Origin of the sequence: Geodermatophilus marinus (genome assembly GCF_003428645.1) — a bacterium.
Classification (GTDB): Bacteria; Actinomycetota; Actinomycetes; order Mycobacteriales; family Geodermatophilaceae; genus Geodermatophilus.
Map to the genome: position 1 here is coordinate 215533 of NZ_QVQH01000001.1, position 15010 is coordinate 230542.

The 15010-nt window shown below is 77.8% G+C and carries 17 protein-coding genes; 12 read left to right on the forward strand and 5 right to left on the reverse strand.

Features of this window, described 5'->3' with window-relative positions; genetic code table 11:
- Nucleotides 1-151 precede the first annotated feature (151 nt).
- From murD to D0Z06_RS01090, 10 genes are all read left to right on the forward strand, one after another.
- Entirely contained in the window at nt 152-1480 is a 1329-nt protein-coding gene (gene murD, locus D0Z06_RS01045; RefSeq protein ID WP_158579847.1) for a UDP-N-acetylmuramoyl-L-alanine--D-glutamate ligase, read from the forward strand.
- Entirely contained in the window at nt 1473-2852 is a 1380-nt protein-coding gene (locus D0Z06_RS01050; RefSeq protein ID WP_117375523.1) for a hypothetical protein, read from the forward strand. Before murD ends, D0Z06_RS01050 begins: the two co-directional genes overlap by 8 nt.
- Nucleotides 2853-2887: 35 nt before the next feature.
- Nucleotides 2888-3355 carry a Fur family transcriptional regulator gene (locus D0Z06_RS01055; RefSeq protein ID WP_117375524.1) on the forward strand — a complete coding sequence of 156 codons (468 nt, stop codon included), beginning with the start codon at nt 2888-2890 and terminating at the stop codon, nt 3353-3355.
- A complete protein-coding gene (ygfZ, locus tag D0Z06_RS01060; RefSeq protein WP_117375525.1) occupies nt 3352-4473 on the forward strand; it encodes a CAF17-like 4Fe-4S cluster assembly/insertion protein YgfZ in 1122 nt (373 codons plus the stop codon). Before D0Z06_RS01055 ends, ygfZ begins: the two co-directional genes overlap by 4 nt.
- Entirely contained in the window at nt 4470-5315 is an 846-nt protein-coding gene (locus D0Z06_RS01065; RefSeq protein ID WP_117375526.1) for a beta-keto acid cleavage family enzyme, read from the forward strand. Before ygfZ ends, D0Z06_RS01065 begins: the two co-directional genes overlap by 4 nt.
- A complete protein-coding gene (locus D0Z06_RS01070) occupies nt 5312-5872 on the forward strand; it encodes an RsiG family protein (protein WP_117375527.1) in 561 nt (186 codons plus the stop codon). The genes D0Z06_RS01065 and D0Z06_RS01070 overlap by 4 nt, the downstream gene beginning before the upstream one ends.
- Nucleotides 5873-5996: 124 nt before the next feature.
- Nucleotides 5997-7004: an asparaginase gene (locus D0Z06_RS01075; protein WP_117375528.1), complete on the forward strand. Its 1008-nt coding sequence runs from the start codon at nt 5997-5999 to the stop codon at nt 7002-7004.
- Nucleotides 7005-7116: 112 nt separating this feature from the next.
- Nucleotides 7117-7626 carry a helix-turn-helix domain-containing protein gene (locus tag D0Z06_RS01080; RefSeq protein ID WP_117375529.1) on the forward strand — a complete coding sequence of 170 codons (510 nt, stop codon included), beginning with the start codon at nt 7117-7119 and terminating at the stop codon, nt 7624-7626.
- Nucleotides 7623-8438 (forward strand): hypothetical protein, encoded by an 816-nt coding sequence (locus D0Z06_RS01085; protein WP_117375530.1) that lies wholly within the window; start codon nt 7623-7625, stop codon nt 8436-8438. Before D0Z06_RS01080 ends, D0Z06_RS01085 begins: the two co-directional genes overlap by 4 nt.
- Nucleotides 8439-8555: 117 nt before the next feature.
- Nucleotides 8556-8843 (forward strand): DUF2516 family protein, encoded by a 288-nt coding sequence (locus tag D0Z06_RS01090; RefSeq protein ID WP_117375531.1) that lies wholly within the window; start codon nt 8556-8558, stop codon nt 8841-8843.
- 9 nt (nt 8844-8852) lie between these two features.
- Here the strand turns inward: D0Z06_RS01090 and D0Z06_RS01095 are convergent, their stop codons facing one another.
- Genes D0Z06_RS01095 through D0Z06_RS01110 form a run of 4 tightly spaced genes read right to left on the reverse strand, consistent with a single transcriptional unit; the run spans nt 8853 to nt 11604 of the window.
- Nucleotides 8853-9059, reverse strand: coding sequence for a PspC domain-containing protein (locus tag D0Z06_RS01095; RefSeq protein WP_117375532.1), 207 nt, complete (start codon nt 9057-9059; stop codon nt 8853-8855).
- Nucleotides 9060-9089: 30 nt separating this feature from the next.
- Entirely contained in the window at nt 9090-9953 is an 864-nt protein-coding gene (locus tag D0Z06_RS01100; RefSeq protein ID WP_117375533.1) for a spermidine synthase, read from the reverse strand.
- Nucleotides 9950-10708, reverse strand: a complete 759-nt coding sequence (locus D0Z06_RS01105) for a maleylpyruvate isomerase N-terminal domain-containing protein (protein WP_158579848.1) — start codon at nt 10706-10708, stop codon at nt 9950-9952. Before D0Z06_RS01105 ends, D0Z06_RS01100 begins: the two co-directional genes overlap by 4 nt.
- 38 nt (nt 10709-10746) lie before the next feature.
- On the reverse strand, nt 10747-11604 hold the full coding sequence (locus D0Z06_RS01110; RefSeq protein WP_199522052.1) for a class I SAM-dependent methyltransferase: 858 nt from the start codon (nt 11602-11604) through the stop codon (nt 10747-10749).
- A 34-nt stretch (nt 11605-11638) separates the two neighbouring features.
- On the opposite strand from D0Z06_RS01110, the gene D0Z06_RS01115 reads away from it, so the two are divergent.
- Nucleotides 11639-12646: a UDP-N-acetylmuramate dehydrogenase gene (locus D0Z06_RS01115; protein ID WP_117375535.1), complete on the forward strand. Its 1008-nt coding sequence runs from the start codon at nt 11639-11641 to the stop codon at nt 12644-12646.
- Nucleotides 12647-12776: 130 nt separating this feature from the next.
- On the opposite strand, the gene D0Z06_RS01120 is transcribed toward D0Z06_RS01115, so the two are convergent.
- Nucleotides 12777-13562: an SDR family oxidoreductase gene (locus tag D0Z06_RS01120; protein ID WP_117375536.1), complete on the reverse strand. Its 786-nt coding sequence runs from the start codon at nt 13560-13562 to the stop codon at nt 12777-12779.
- An 86-nt stretch (nt 13563-13648) separates the two neighbouring features.
- Between D0Z06_RS01120 and mshA the strand changes: the two genes are divergently transcribed.
- Nucleotides 13649-15001 carry a D-inositol-3-phosphate glycosyltransferase gene (gene mshA, locus D0Z06_RS01125; protein ID WP_233517374.1) on the forward strand — a complete coding sequence of 451 codons (1353 nt, stop codon included), beginning with the start codon at nt 13649-13651 and terminating at the stop codon, nt 14999-15001.
- Nucleotides 15002-15010: the final 9 nt, after the last annotated feature.

Sequence of the window (15010 nt, forward strand, 5' to 3'; positions counted from 1 at the left end):
GGTGGGGTCCGGGGTCGGTCAGGACGCTGCCGACCAGACTTCCCGGCGCACCGGTCCCGACTCTACCGGGCACCCCCTGCGGTCGCCGTTCGTCGAGCGCTCCCCTCCGTACAGTGGTCGCCGTGACCGCACGCCCCGCCCCTCGCCGCACGTGAGGCTCGCCGCCCTCGCCGGCCGGCGGGTCGGCGTCTGGGGGCACGGCCGCGAGGGCCGGGCCGCCGTGCGCGCCGCCCGCGCCGCCGGTGTCGCGGCGGTCCTGGTGGTCGACGCCGTCCCGCCCACCGGGCTGCCCGCGGACGTCGCGGCGGGCACCGACGTCGGCCTGCTCGCCGGGTGCGAGGTGGTCCTCCGCTCCCCGGGCATCAGCCCCTACCGCGCGGACGCGCGGGCGCTGGCCGCCACCACCACCGTCACCTCCGGCACCGCCCTGGCGCTGGCCGAGTTCGGCGCGCGCTCGGTCCCGACGCTGTGCGTCACCGGCACCAAGGGCAAGAGCACCACCAGCGCCCTGGCCGCCGCCGTGCTCGCGGCCGCGGGCCGGCCGGCGGTGCACGCCGGCAACATCGGCACCCCGCTGCTGGACGTCCTGCTGGACGGTGCCGTCGGTGACGGGACGACGCTGGTCGTCGAGGTCTCCAGCTACCAGGCCGCCGCGGTCGACGACTTCCGCGGCTGGGGGGCGGTGACCTCCCTGGCGCCCGAGCACCTGGACTGGCACGGGGACGTCGCCACGTACTACCGGGACAAGCTGCACGTGTTCGCCGGCTGCGGCCCGGGCACGGTGGTGGTCGCGCCGCAGGCGCGGGAGACCGCGCTGCACCACCTTGACCCGGCGCAGCTGGTCGACCCCGGGGCGGTCGTGCCGGCGGACCTGCTCGCCGGCTTCCCGGCCGGGCACCTGCCCGGCCTGCACAACGTGGCCAACCTGCACGTCGCGCTGGCCGCCGCGGTGCTCGCCGGCGCCGACCTGGACGCCCGCGGCGACGACGTCCGCGCGGCCGTGGCCGCGTTCCGGGCGCTGCCCCACCGGCTGGCGCCGGTCGCGGTCCGCGACGGCGTGACGTTCGTCGACGACACGCTCAGCACCACCCCGGTGTCGGTGCTCGCCGCCCTCGACGCCTTCCCCGGGCGGCCGGTGACCCTCGTCGCCGGCGGGCAGGACCGCGGCCTGGACTACGGCGACCTCGCCCGCTCGGTGGTCGCCCGCGGCGGCGGCGTGCGGGTGGTGACCGTCCCCGACACCGGCGCCCGGCTGGCCGCCGACGTCCGCGCCGCGGCGGCCGCCGCCGGGTTGCCCGCGCCGGTCACCGAGACCACCGGGCTGGCCGAGGCCGTCGCCGAGGCGGTGCGGACGACGCCGCCCGGCGGGGTCGTCCTCCTCTCGCCGGGCGCCCCCAGCTACCACCGCTACCGCAACTACGAGGAGTTGGCCGACCGCTATGAGCAGATCGTCCTCGCCGCCGGGGCCGAGCGTGTCTGACGCCGTCGCGCCCGGTGCCGTCGCGCCCGGTGCCGTCACCCCGGGGGCCTTCCTCCTCACCGAGCGGGCCCTGGACCCGGCGACCGGCGAGGCCACCTTCTCCTACCGGCTCGGCGACGACGAGTTCACCGAGCGGCTGGCCCTGGACCCCGCCCTGCTGGGGCGGGCGCCCGACCCGGCCCGGCTCGACGCGGCGCTCGACCTCGTGCACCTGGTCATGGGGACCAGCTACTACAAGCTGCGCGCGCCCGGCCGGGTGACGGTGACCCGTCCGCTCACCGAGGCCCAGCTCGCCGTGGCCGAGGCGGCGTACACGCACGGGCTCGGCGAGTTCGCCGCGGTGAACCGACTGCCGGTGCCGCACGAGGTGGCCGTCGACGCGGAGACCCGCGACGACGTCCTGCCGGGGGCGGCCCCCGGCGGCTCCGGTGCGCTGCTGCCGGTCGGCGGGGGGAAGGACTCCGCGCTGGCGCTCGTGGTCGTCACCCCGGCCACCGCGCTGGCGGTGAACCCGACCGACGCCCAGCGCGCCGTCACCGCCGCCGCCGGCGTCCCGCTGCTCGGCGTCCGGCGGCGGCTGGACCCCCTGCTGGCCGAGCGGACCCGGGCCGGCGGGCTCAACGGCCACGTGCCGGTGACCGCCATCAACTCGGCCATCTCCACGCTGGTCGCCGTCCTCGGCGGCTTCGACCCGGTCGTGTTCGCCAACGAGCGCTCCGCCGACGAGGAGACGCTGGAGGTCGCCGGCGCCCGGGTGAACCACCAGTACTCGAAGTCCTACGAGTTCGAGCGGCTGTTCGCCGCGGCCGCGGCGGAGGTCGGCGTCGGCTACTTCAGCCTGACCCGCCAGTTGTCCGAGCTGGCCACGGTCGCCGCGGTGGCCGCGCTGCCCGACCTGCGCGGCGAGATCCTCTCCTGCAACCGGTCCTACACCCAGCGGCACATGGGCCTCGCCGGCGGCGGCCCGGCCGAGCAGCGCTGGTGCCTGCACTGCGACAAGTGCCTGTTCACCTTCCTCTGCTTCGCGGTGTTCCTCCCCCCGGCGGAGGCGGTGGCGGTGTTCGGCGGGAACCCGCTGGAGGACCTCTCCCTCGCCGACGGGTTCCGCGTGCTGTGGGCGACCGAGAAGCCGTTCGACTGCGTCGGGGAGCGGGCGGAGAGCGCCGCGGCGATGGCGCACCTGGCCGGCAGCACCGCGTGGGGCCGGGCGCCGGTCGTGCGGGCCCTCGGCGCGGAGGCCGCGGCCTTCGCCGGGGTCACCGGCGCGACGGTCGCGGGTTTCCTCGAGCCGCGCGGGGAGCACGCCGTCCCCGACCGGTACCTGGCCGCGCTGCGCCGGGCGCTCGGGCAGGCGCGGACCCCGGTCGGCTGAGCCCCGCCCGGCCGCTCCCGGCCTAGGCTCGAGGCGTGGCCGACACGCCCTCGTCCGAGCTCGCCGCCCCGCTGGCCGAACGCCTGCGCGCCCGCGGCCTGCGGCTGACCACCCAGCGGCAGCGGGTGCTGGCCGCGGTCGCCGACCTCGAGCACGCCACCCCCGAGGCCATCGCGACCCGGCTGCGCGAGGAGGCCGGACCGGGTGGCGCCGCCCCCGACACCTCCACCGTCTACCGCGCCCTGGAGCTGCTCGAGCGGCTCGGGCTCGTGTGGCACACCCACCTGGGCCGGGGCGCGCCGATCTACCACGCCGCCGAGCACCTGCACCTGCACGTGGTCTGCTCCGGCTGCGGGGAGATCTCCTCCGCCGACCCGGCCCTCCTCGACTCCGCGGCGGAACGTCTGGCCGCCGATCTCGGTTTCACGCTCGACGTGGGGCACGTCGCGCTGTCGGGGACGTGCCGCGCCTGCCAGGACCGCGCCGGATCGGAGTCCCCATGAGCCGCTCACCCCTCCTCGCCCGCCCGGGCGCCGTGCCCGCGGAGGACGGGTCCGCCCGCGCCTCCCGCGCCGTCGCCGCCCACTACGGCGACCCGCTGCGCGAGCAGCGCGCCCTGGCCGAGGGGGCCGCGCTGGTCGACCGCAGCGACCGGGACGTCCTCGCGGTCCCCGGCGCGGACCGGCTGACCTGGCTGCACAGCCTCACCTCCCAGCACCTGGAGCGGCTGGCGGAGGGGGCCGGCACGGAGGCGCTGCTGCTCTCGCCGCACGGCCACGTCGAGCACCACCTGGTGCTCGCCGACCTGGCCGGCACGACCTGGATCGACACCGAGCCCGGCGCCGGGGAGCCGCTGCAGGCGTTCCTGGACCGGATGCGCTTCCTGCTGCGCGTCGAGCCCGCGCTGGTGACCCCCGACTGGGCGCTGCTGACGCTGGCCGGTCCGGGTGGTGACGCGGTGCTCGCGGCGGCGGGTCTCCCCGTGCCCGGGGAGGTGTGGCAGGTGGTGCCCCGCGAGGGCGGGGGCTGGGTGCGGCGCACGCCGCCGGTGGGGGACGGCGCGGCCGCCGTCGACCTGCTGGTCCCCCGGGCGGAGCTGGCCGCCGTCGCCGACGCGCTGCTGGCCGCCGGCGCCACCCCGGCCGGCCTCGACGCCTGGGACGCGCTGCGCGTGGAGGCCCGGCGGCCGCGGGTCGGCGTCGACACCGACCACCGCACCATCCCCAACGAGACCGGGTGGCTGACCAGCGCCGTCCACCTGGACAAGGGCTGCTACCGCGGGCAGGAGACCGTCGCCCGGGTGCACAACCTCGGCCGCCCCCCGCGCCGGCTGGTCCTCCTGCACCTCGACGGCGTCAGCGAGGACCTCCCCGCCCCGGGCACGCCGGTGCGCGCCGGCGCCCGGGAGGTGGGCCGGGTGGGCACCGCCGTCCGGCACCACGAGCTGGGCGTGGTCGCGCTGGCGCTGGTGAAGCAGTCCGTCGCCGCGGGCACCGAGCTCACCGTCGGGGAGGCGCGGGCCGCGATCGACCCGGACGACGTGCCCGCGGCGGTCGACGACACTCGGGCGGCGGCCCGCGAACGGGTCCGGGCCGTCCGGTCTGCGACCATCCAGCGGTGACGTCCGGCACCCTCATCACCGTCGCGCCCACCGGCGCGGAGTCGGCCAAGGCCGACGTGCCGGCGCTGCCGGTGACGGTCGAGGAGGTCGTGGCCACCGCCCGCGACTGCCAGGCGCTCGGCGCCGCGGTGGTCCACCTGCACGTCCGGGACGCGCAGGCCCGGCCGACGCTGGACCTCGGGTACGTCGGCGAGGTGGTGGCCGCGGTGCGCGAGGCCACCGACCTGGTCGTGCAGCTGTCCACCGGCGGCGCGGTCACCGACCCGTTCGACGCGCGGCTCGCCGTCCTGGACGCCGCCCCCGACGCCGCCTCGCTCTCCCTGGGCACGGTCAACTTCGGCCGGGACGTCTTCAGCAACCCCTGGGACCTGATCGTCGAGCTGCACACGCAGATGCAGGCCCGCGGGATCGTGCCGGAGTACGAGGTGTTCGACCTCGGCCACCTCGCCACCCTCGAGCGGCTGCTCGACCGGCACGGCCCGCCGCACGGCGGGCACGTGCACGCCGACCTGGTCATGGGCGTGCCCGGCGGCATGCCCGGCACCGCCCAGGCGCTCGCCGCCTGCCTGCCGCACCTGCCGCAGGGCGCCACCTTCGCCGCCACCGGGGTGGGCCGGACCTCGCTGCCGGTGATGCTCACCGCGCTGGCGGCCGGCGGCCACCTGCGCGTCGGCATGGAGGACACGCTGACCTACGCACCCGGCGAGCCGGTGCGCGACAACGCGCAGCTCGTCGCCCGCGCGGCCGGTCTCGCGCGGATCGCCCAGCGGCCCCCGCTGGGTCCCGCCGAGGCCCGGTCGCTGCTCGGCATCCCCCGCACATCCGTGGAGGCAACACCGTGACCCGCCCGACTCCCCCCGCCGGCGGGGCCGCCGTCGACGCCCTGCTCGACCCCGGCTTCCTGGACGCCGCCGTGCAGCGCCCGATGGCCGACGTCCGCCGGCTGCGCCGCCAGGCCGAGCAGGAGGAGGTCAACCTCTCCTACACCCGGCGGCTGCTGCAGGGGCGGCTGGACATCCTGCGCCGCGAGCTGCAGCGGCGGGCCGAGGACGACGGCCGCTCGCTGCTGGACCTGCTGCCGGAGATCCTCGCCGAGAAGGGTCGCGGGCCGGCGCACGGCCTCGGCCGTCACCAGACGGTGCAGCCGGCCGACCCGGAGGCCTACGAGGCCTGGGTCGCCGCGCTCACCCCGGGTGTCGACCCGGCCGTGGTGCCCGACCTCTCGGACACCGACCTCGAGCAGGCGGCCCGCGCCCTCGCCGCCGCCGAGGGCTCCCTGTCCGAGCGCCGCCGGGGCGTCCAGCAGGTCATGGACGCGCTCGCCGCCGAGCTGGGCCGCCGCTACCGCAACGGCGAGGCCGACGTGGCCGCGCTGCTGGCCGCCGAGGCCCGGCACTGAACAAGGACCCCCTCCTCCCCACCTCTCGCTCCGCTCGCGGCGGGGCCCTGAAGGGTGGCCAGGTGGGGCCTCGGGGCGGGGCCCTGGGGGGTGGCCAGGTGGGGCCTCGGGACGGGGCGGGGGCATGACCAGCGTGAGCCGTCCCGGGTCGGCGCCGGTGCCCTCGGCCGGCTGGCCGGACGAGCCGGTCCTGGTGGAGGTCTGGCGCTCGGGCTTCCTCGAGTCGGTGCACCGCGGTGCGCTCGTCGTCGTCGGCACCGACGGGCAGGTGCGCTTCGCGGCGGGGGACGTCGACCGCCCGGTGCTGCCGCGCTCGGCGAACAAGCCGGTCCAGGCCACCGCGCTGCTGGCCGCCGGCTGGGCGCCGCGGTCGGGGGAGGAGCTGGCCATCGGTGCCGGCTCGCACTCCGGCGAGGACGCGCACCGCGACCTGGTCGCCGGGATGCTGGCCGCCGCGGGCCTGAGCCCGGACGACCTGGGCTGCCCTCCGGCGCTGCCCTCCGACGAGCGCACCCGGGCCGGGTGGCTGCTCTCCGGGCGGGCGCCGGAGCGGCCGGCGATGAACTGCTCGGGCAAGCACGCCGCGATGCTCTCCGCCTGCGTCGCCTCCGGCTGGCCCACCGCCGGCTACCTCGACCGCGGGCACCCGCTGCAGCGGGCGGTCGAGGCGCGGCTGGGCGAGGCCGCCGGGACGCCGGTCGCCGCCGTGGTGGTCGACGGGTGCGGGGCACCGCAGCACGCCCTGCCGCTCGCCGGGCTGGCCCGGGGGGTGTCCTCGCTCGTCGAGGCGCCGGCCGGGACGCCGGAGCGGTCGGTCGCCGACGCCATGCGGGCGCACCCCTGGTTCGTCGCCGGCACCGGCCGGGAGGACACCGACCTGATGCGCGCCGTCGAGGGCCTCCTCGTCAAGGGCGGGGCCGACGGCGTGCACGTGGCCGCCGTCCCGGGGCGCGGGGCGGTCGCCCTCAAGCTGGCCGACGGCGGGGACCGCGGCCGCACCCCCGCCCTCTGCGCCGGGCTCGCCCGGCTGGGCGTGGACCCGGCGTTGCTCACGCCGTGGGCGCTCACCGCGGTCAGCGGAGGGGACGGCGTCGTCGGCGAGGTGCGCGCGGCGGCGGCGCTCGCGGGCTGAGCCGCCGTCGCTGGTACCGGTCAAGGCTGGCGCGCCGGGGGTGACGGACCTCACCCCGCCCTGCTAGCAGGACCGCTTGCAGTTGCTAGCACCCGCGGTTAGCGTCGAGGACGTGCAGAACCCCGGGAACTTCGTCCGCGGGCAGGTGACCACCGTCCGCGAGAAGGTGGACCAGCTCGCGGCCGACGTCGCGGGGACGGTCGCCACCGAGCGGTCCAACGTGTCCGCGGTCGGCTCCCAGGTCGGCCAGTTCATCCGGGAGCAGCGCAGCGCCGCCCGGGTGTCCCTCCGGGAGCTCGCCCGCGCCGCTGGGGTCAGCAACCCCTACCTCTCCCAGGTGGAGCGCGGGCTGCGCAAGCCCTCGGCGGAGATCCTGTCCGCCATCGCGAAGGGCCTGGAGATCTCGGCCGAGACGCTGTACGAGCAGGCCGGGATCCTCGACCGCCGCGCGGGCACGCCCGACACGGTCGCGGCCATCCGGTCGGACCCGGCCCTGTCCGAGCGGCACCGGGCCGTGCTGCTGGAGCTGTACGAGACCTACGTGCGCGAGCACGCGGCCGGCCGGCCCGTGCCCGCCACCCCCGAGACCACCCCGTCCCGCACCCACGAGGAGTCGGCATGACCCCCACCGAGAACCTGAAGAAGTACGGCGAGACCGTCGCCGTCCAGAACAAGACCGTCCTGCTGGCCGCCGTCGGCGCCGGTGACCTCGCCGTCGAGCGGGCCCGGACCGTCGTCGAGCAGCTGCGCAGCCGCGCCGAGGCCCTGCCCGGCGAGGCCCAGGTCCAGGTCGACCTGGCCGCCAAGGAGGCCCGCACCCGCGCCGAGGAGGCCGCCCAGCGCGCCCGCGGCACGGTGCAGCACGCCCGCACCTCCGTCGGCTCGTTCGCCGCGGCCGTCCGCCCGGACGCCGTCGCCGGCACCGTCGCCGGGCTCGTGAGCACCGCCCGCACCCAGGCCGTGGCCACCATCGAGACCCTCGCGGTCCGCGGCGGCGAGGTCGTCGAGGAGCTGCGCCGCCAGCCGTCCTTCCGCACGCTGGTCGCCCGCGCCGAGCGCGCGGTCGACACCGTCGAGGACACCCTGGAGGAGGTCCTCGAGGACACCGCCGAGGCCGTCACCGAGGCCTCCGACGAGGTGACCTCCGTGGCGCAGAAGACGGCTGCCCGCGCGGCCAAGGTCGCCGACAAGGCCGAGGAGAAGACCGCCGAGGTCGCCGACTCCGCCAAGGCCGCCCTCGACGAGGTCGAGGGCGAGGGCAAGGACGCGGCGAAGGACACGGCGAAGGACGAGGCCAAGGTCGAGGCCAAGGCCGCCCCGGCCCGCCGCAGCCCGGCCAAGAAGTCCTCGCCGGCCCGCAAGCGGACCCCCGGCACCACCGCCCGCGTGACCCGCACCCGCACCACCAAGCGCACCAGCGAGAAGGACGCCTGACCCAGGTCTCCCTCCCGCAGGCCCCCGGTCGCCCTCCGCGGCCGGGGGCCTGCGCGCGTCCGGGGGCGGTCCGCGCGAGTCCTCGGTCAGGGCCCCGCGGGCGGGTACCCTCCGGGCATGCTGTCCTTCGACGGGGTCGTCTTCCTGGGCCTGTACTACGGGGCCCTGGCGCTGACCGCCTGGGCGTTCGTGGACGCCCTGGTGCGCCCGGCCCCCGGCTACGTGGCCGCGGGCAAGCTGACCAAGCCGGCCTGGGCGGCGATCACCGGCCTGGCCCTGCTCGTCGTCTTCTGGGTCGGCCCGATGAGCTTCCTCGGCCTGCCGGCGATCATCGCCGCGGTCGTCTACCTCGTCGACGTGCGGCCGGCCGTCCGCCAGCTGCGCCGGGGTGGCACCAGCTGGTGACCTCCGGCCTCAGCGGCGCGTGTCCGGCGGGATGACGATCCACAGCACCAGGTAGGCGATGAACTGGGGCCCCGGCAGGATCGTGGAGAGCACGAACGCCAGCCGCAGCCCCGACCGGGAGAGGTTGTACCGGCGCGCCAGCCCGGCGCACACCCCCGCGATCATCTTGTGCTGCATGTCGCGCCGGAGCGGGCCACGGTAGACAGGCGTCGTCATGCCCCGACCCTACGGCGGCCGCGTGCAGGCTCACCTGCTGAAGACGCCGTCCGGCGGCTCGGGTGACGGGACGGCGTCCGCGTCGTGCACCGGCCGCGCCCGGCCGGCGAAGCGCCGCAGGTCGTCCCCGGCCACCACGCGCGCGGGCATCGGGTCGGCGGCGCAGCGGCGGACCAGCCGGTCCACGGGCAGGGCGGCGTGCGATGCGACCGCCACCAGGTTGCCGAAGCGGCGGCCGCGCAGGGTGCCCGGCTCGGCCAGCAGGCAGACCTCGGGGAAGACCGCGGCCAGCGTCGCGACCTGTCGGCGGGCGAAGGCCAGCGGCGGGCCGTCGGCCACGTTGACCACCAGCACCCCGCCCGGGCGCAGCACCCGCCGGGCCGCGGCGACGTACTCGACCGTCGTCAGGTGCGCCGGCGTCCGCGCCCCGGCGAACACGTCGCTGACCACGACGTCGGCCGAGGCGGCCCGCAGCGCGGCCAGCCCCTCGCGTGCGTCCGCCGCCCGGACCCGCACCCGTGCCCCGCGGGGCAGCGGCAGGCGCGCGCGGACCAGGTCGGTGAGCCGCTGGTCGAGCTCGACCACCCGCTGGCGGGAACCGGGCCGGGTCACCGCCAGGTAGCGGGGCAGGGTCAGCGCGCCGCCACCGAGGTGCACCGCGTCCACCGGCTCGCCCGCGGGCGCGGCCAGGTCCAGCACGTGGCCCGCGCGGCGCACGTACTCGAACTCCAGGTGGGCGGGGTCGGCCAGGTCCACGTGCGACTGCGGGGTCCCGTCCACCAGGAGCACCCACGCGCCGTCCCGGTCGGCGTCACCCAGCAGCTCGGCCAGCCCGCCGTCGACCGGCGTCCGCCCCGGCAGGATCCCGTCGCCGTCCCGGTCGCGGCGGCTCACCGGCCGCGCAGGAGCGCCTCGGCCGCCCGGTCGCCGCGCACCGTCACCTCCGCCGGCCGCCCCCACAGCCGCCGCAGCAGCGCGTTCGCCGTCCCGGTGACGGCGGCGTCCGCCGCACCGGTGCCGCCCGGGACGACGCCGACCGCCCCGCGGTCCAGCGTGACCGACCACCCCCGCCCGGTGTCGCTGCAGGTGACGGCGACGGTGGCCCGGGCCGCGGCCGGCCCGGGCAGGTGCGCCCAGCGCGGCACGACCACGGTGAGCACCTCGTCGACACCGTCCTCGGCCAGGTCCGGCGCGACGTCCCCGGCCGGCAGCCCGGCCGCGACCTCGAGGTCAGTGCGGTGGACCGCCACCTCGTGCGCCTGGCGGCGGGCCCACGACGCGGCCACCCGCTCCGCCGCCGGGCTCATGTGCCAGCACGGCGCCCCGGGATCGGTGGCCTCCAGCACCGCGAGCAGGCCGGCCAGGCCCTCGGCGTACCAGTCGAGCAGCCCCTCCGCCGGTGGCTGGGGCCGCGCCGTCGGCGGGTCGGTCGTGCCCGCGGCGACGATCGCGGTGGCCCAGCGGTGCACCGTGCCCAGGTGGGCGACCAGGGCCCGGACGTCCCAGGCCGGCACCCACGGGACGGGGGCGCCCCACCCCGCCGCGGCCGTGCGGCCGGCCGCGACCTCGCCGGCCAGCGCGCCGAACCGCTCGCCCTCCCGGGCGATCGCGGCCAGGCGGCCGCGGTGCAGGCTCTCGTCCACGGGCACGGCCGACATCGTGCCGCACCCCGCACGCGGGCCGCCGGTCAGGACGGCGCGACCGCCGACCAGCGCACGGTGACCTCGCCGTGCCGCCACCGGCGGGTGGCGCCGACCAGCGGCCAGCCCCCGTCGACCAGCGCCTGGGCGGCGGCGGTCCAGCGCTGCCGGGGCCCGAACGTCGACAGCCCCGCGGCCGCCGCCCAGGCCGCGTCGAACGCCTGCAGGAAGGCGTGCACCGGCCGGCCCGGCACGTTGTGGTGGATGAGTGCCTTGGGCAGCCGCTCGGCCAGGTCCGAGGGGCGGTCGAGGTCGGCCACCCGGGCCGACAGCGTCAGGGTCAGCGGGCCGTCGGCGTCCAGGGCGACCCACGCCGCCCGCCGTCCCCACTCGTCGCAGGTGCCCTCCACGAGCAGCCCGCCCGGCCCCAGCCCGGCGCTCATCGTCGTCCACGCCCGCGCCGCGGACTCCTCGTCGTACTGGCGCAGCACGTTGAAGGCGCGCACCAGCACCGGCCGCAGGCCGGCGAGCTCGAAGCCGCCGACCCGGAAGTCGACGCGCGGCGGGTCGCGGTGCGCCCGGACGGCGGCCACCCGGAGCGGGTCGATCTCCAGGCCGACCACCTCGAGGCCGTGCACCTCCGGGCCGAGCCGGTCGGCGAGCTCCAGCGTGGTCACCGCCGACGAGCCGTAGCCGAGGTCGACCACCAGCGGGCGGGCGGCGTCGCGCAGCCGCGGCACCTGGGTGGCCAGCAGCCAGCGGTCCACGCGGCGGAGCCGGTTGGCGTTGGTGGTGCCGCGGGTCGGCAGGCCCAGGGCGCGGGCGCGGCCGGCGGCCAGCCGCGGGTTCGCCTTCCGGGGGAGGCTGGCCCGGCGCTTGTGGTCCCCGCCGCCGGCCTCGCTCACCGGTCCGGAGCGTAGTCGCGGTTAGCGTGGTGCCGTGCAGGTCCGACACGACGCCCGCTTCGCCGACCTGACGACCCTCGGCGTCGGCGGGCCGATCGACCGGCTGGTGGAGGTCACCGACCCCGAGGAGCTGGTCGCCGCCGTCCGCGACGCCGACACCGCGGGGCGGCCGCTGCTGGTCCTCGGCGGCGGGTCCAACCTGATCGGCCCGGACGCCGGGTGGCCCGGTGACGTGGTGGTGGTGCGCAGCCGGGGCGTCGAGCGGACCGGGAGCCGGCTGGTCGTCCAGGCCGGGGAGCCCTGGGACGACCTGGTCGCGCACACCGTCGAGCAGCGGCTGGCCGGGCTGGAGGCGATGTCCGGCATCCCGGGGTCGACCGGGGCGACGCCGGTGCAGAACGTCGGCGCCTACGGCCAGGAGGTCGGCCAGGTCATCACCGCCGTCCGCGTCTGGGACCGCGTCGCGGCCACCGAGCACGTGCTCACCCCCGCGGAGTGCGGGTTCGCCTACCGGGACAGCCGGCTCAAGCGCGAGCCCGGCCGGTTCGTCGTCCTCACCGTCTCCCTCGAGCTGGAGCCCGGCGAGCTCTCCCGGCCGGTGGGCTACGCCGAGCTGGCGCGCGCCCTCGGCGTGGACCTGGGGGAGCGCGCCCCGCTGGCCGCCGTCCGCGCCGCGGTGCTGGAGCTGCGCCGCGGCAAGGGCATGGTGTGGGACCTCGCCGACCCCACCAGCCGCAGCGCGGGCTCGTTCTTCACCAACCCCGTCGTCCCGGCGGAGCGGGCGGTCGAGGGCTGCCCGAGCTGGCCCTCCGGGAACGGCGCGGTCAAGCTCAGCGCCGCCTGGCTGGTCCAGCACGCCGGCTTCGGCCGCGGCACGCGCCACGGCCGGGTGGGGACCTCCCCCCGCCACAGCCTCGCGCTGACCACCGAACCCGGTGCGACCGCCGAGGAGCTGCTCGCCTTCTCCGAGAAGATCATCGCCGCGGTGCAGGAGCGGTTCGGCGTGACCCTGGAGCGCGAGCCCACGGCGATCCATCCCTGACCCTTCCGGCCGTGATCATGGGCTTCTTGCCGGTCGACGCGCCGACGGCGGCGTGCCGACGTGCGACAACCCCATGATCACGGCGGCCCGGCACGCGACGGCGGCCCGGGACGCGACGGGAGACCCGGGCTCAGCCCTCGCGGTGCACCTTGTGCTGGGCGGCCTGCGCCCGCGGGCGGACGACGAGCAGGTCGACGTTGACGTGGTGCGGGCGGGTCAGCGCCCAGGCGATGCAGTCGGCGACGTCCTCGGCCACCAGCGGCTCGCGCACCCCGCGGTAGACCGCCTCGGCCTTCTCCCGGTCCTGCACCCGGTTGAGGGTGAACTCCTCGGTCTTCACCATGCCGGGTGCGATCTCCACCACGCGGACCGGCTGGTCGAACAGCTCCAGCCGCAGGGTCTCGGCCAGCGTGTGCACCGCGTGCTTGGCGGCCGTGTAGGACGCCCCGCCCTCGTAGCTGATCAGCCCCGCCGTGGAGCCGACGAACAGCAGGTCGCCGGCGCCGGAGGCCACCAGCGCCGGCAGCAGCGCCTTGGTCAGCCGGACGGTGCCCAGCACGTTCACCTCGTACGTGCGCTGCCAGGACCCCAGGTCGGCCTCGGCGACCGGGGCGGCGTCGAAGGCGCCGCCGGCGTTGTTCACCAGGACGTCGACCCGGTCGAGGGCGTCGACGAAGGCGTCCACCGACGCGGGGTCGGTGACGTCCAGCGGCAGCGCGCGGGCGCCGGTCTCCTCGGCCAGCGCGGTCAGCCGGTCGACCCGGCGGGCCCCGACGACGACGTCGAAGCCCTCGGCGGCCAGCCGCCGTGCGGTGGCCGCCCCGATGCCGCTGGAGGCGCCGGTCACGACGGCCGTCCGGCCCGCACCGGGCAGGTCGGCGGAGGCGGATGCAGACTGGGACGAGGGGTCGGCCATGAGGACGATCCTGGCGCTGGTGCAGGATGAGGAGTCGAGCGGGTGCCTCCGGTGCCCCGACCAGGAGCGAGGGCGGGAGGTCGGACGTGGCCGCTCGCCGCCGTCACCGGTCGGCCGCGCCCCGGCGGGTGGCGACGCTCTCGGTGCACACCAGCCCCCTCGACCAGCCCGGCGCCGGCGACGCCGGCGGGATGAACGTCTACGTCGTCGAGGTCTCCCGGCGGCTGGCCGCGCGGGGCATCGAGGTCGAGGTGTTCACCCGCGCCACCTCCAGCGACCTGCCCCCGGTGGCCGAGATGACCCCCGGCGTCACCGTGCGGCACGTGAGCGCGGGACCGTTCGAGGGCCTGGGCAAGGAGGAGCTGCCGGCACAGCTGTGCGCCTTCACCGCGGCCGTGCTCCGCGAGGAGGCGCAGCACGAGCCAGGCCACTACGACGTCGTGCACTCGCACTACTGGCTCTCCGGGCAGGTCGGCTGGCTGGCCCGCGACCGGTGGAGCGTGCCGCTCATCCACACCGCGCACACCCTCGCGAAGGTGAAGAACGCCGCGCTGGCCGCCGGCGACTCCCCCGAGCCGCGGGCGCGCGTGATCGGCGAGGAGCAGGTGGTCGCGGAGGCCGACCGGCTCGTGGCCAACACCGACGACGAGGCCCGCCAGCTCGTCGAGCACTACGGCGCCGACCCGCGCCGCACCCTGGTCGTCCCGCCCGGCGTGGACCTCGACCGCTTCAGCCCGGGGGACCGCGCGGCGGCCCGCCGGGAGCTGGGGGTGCCGCGCGGCGCCGTGGTCCTGCTCTTCGTCGGCCGCATCCAGCCGCTCAAGGCCCCGGACCTGCTGCTGGAGACCGCCGCCCGCATGCTCGCCGAGGACCCGGCGCTGCGCGACCGGCTCGAGGTGCACGTCGTCGGCGCGCCGAGCGGGTCGGGCCTGGACGCGCCCCGCCGGCTCGAGGAGATGGCCGCCCGCCTCGGCATCGGCGACCGCGTGCGCTTCCTGCCGCCCCAGCACGCCGAGCGGCTGGCGCTGCACTACCGGGCTGCCGACGTCGCCGTCGTCCCCAGCCACAACGAGTCCTTCGGGCTGGTGGCCCTGGAGGCGCAGGCGTGCGGCACGCCGGTGGTCGCCGCGGCCGTCGGCGGGCTGCCGACCGCGGTGCGCGACGGCGTCTCCGGGGTCCTGGTGGGCACCCGCGAGCCGGCCGACTACGCCGCCGCCATCCGGGCGGTGCTCGGCCGCCGGGAGCTGCTCTCGGCGGGGGCGCGGCGGCACGCCGGCACGTTCTCCTGGGACCGCACGGTGGACGCGCTGGTGGAGGCGTACACGGCGGCGGGGGCGGAGATGGCCGCCGCCGCGGCGCTGCGCCGGGTGCCGGTGCTGCGGCCCGCGCGGGCGCTGGGCGCGGTCCTCCCGGTCCCGGGCGCGCAGGTGGCACGCTGAGCACGGTCG

Coding starts and splice junctions, on each gene's coding strand:
- ygfZ (WP_117375525.1), top strand. CDS start 3,352: ATGAGCCGCTCACCCCTCCTCGCCCGCCCGGGCGCCGTGCCCGCGGAG.
- D0Z06_RS01075 (WP_117375528.1), top strand. CDS start 5,997: ATGACCAGCGTGAGCCGTCCCGGGTCGGCGCCGGTGCCCTCGGCCGGC.
- D0Z06_RS01085 (WP_117375530.1), top strand. CDS start 7,623: ATGACCCCCACCGAGAACCTGAAGAAGTACGGCGAGACCGTCGCCGTC.
- D0Z06_RS01090 (WP_117375531.1), top strand. CDS start 8,556: ATGCTGTCCTTCGACGGGGTCGTCTTCCTGGGCCTGTACTACGGGGCC.
- D0Z06_RS01095 (WP_117375532.1), bottom strand. CDS start 9,059: ATGACGACGCCTGTCTACCGTGGCCCGCTCCGGCGCGACATGCAGCAC.
- D0Z06_RS01120 (WP_117375536.1), bottom strand. CDS start 13,562: ATGGCCGACCCCTCGTCCCAGTCTGCATCCGCCTCCGCCGACCTGCCC.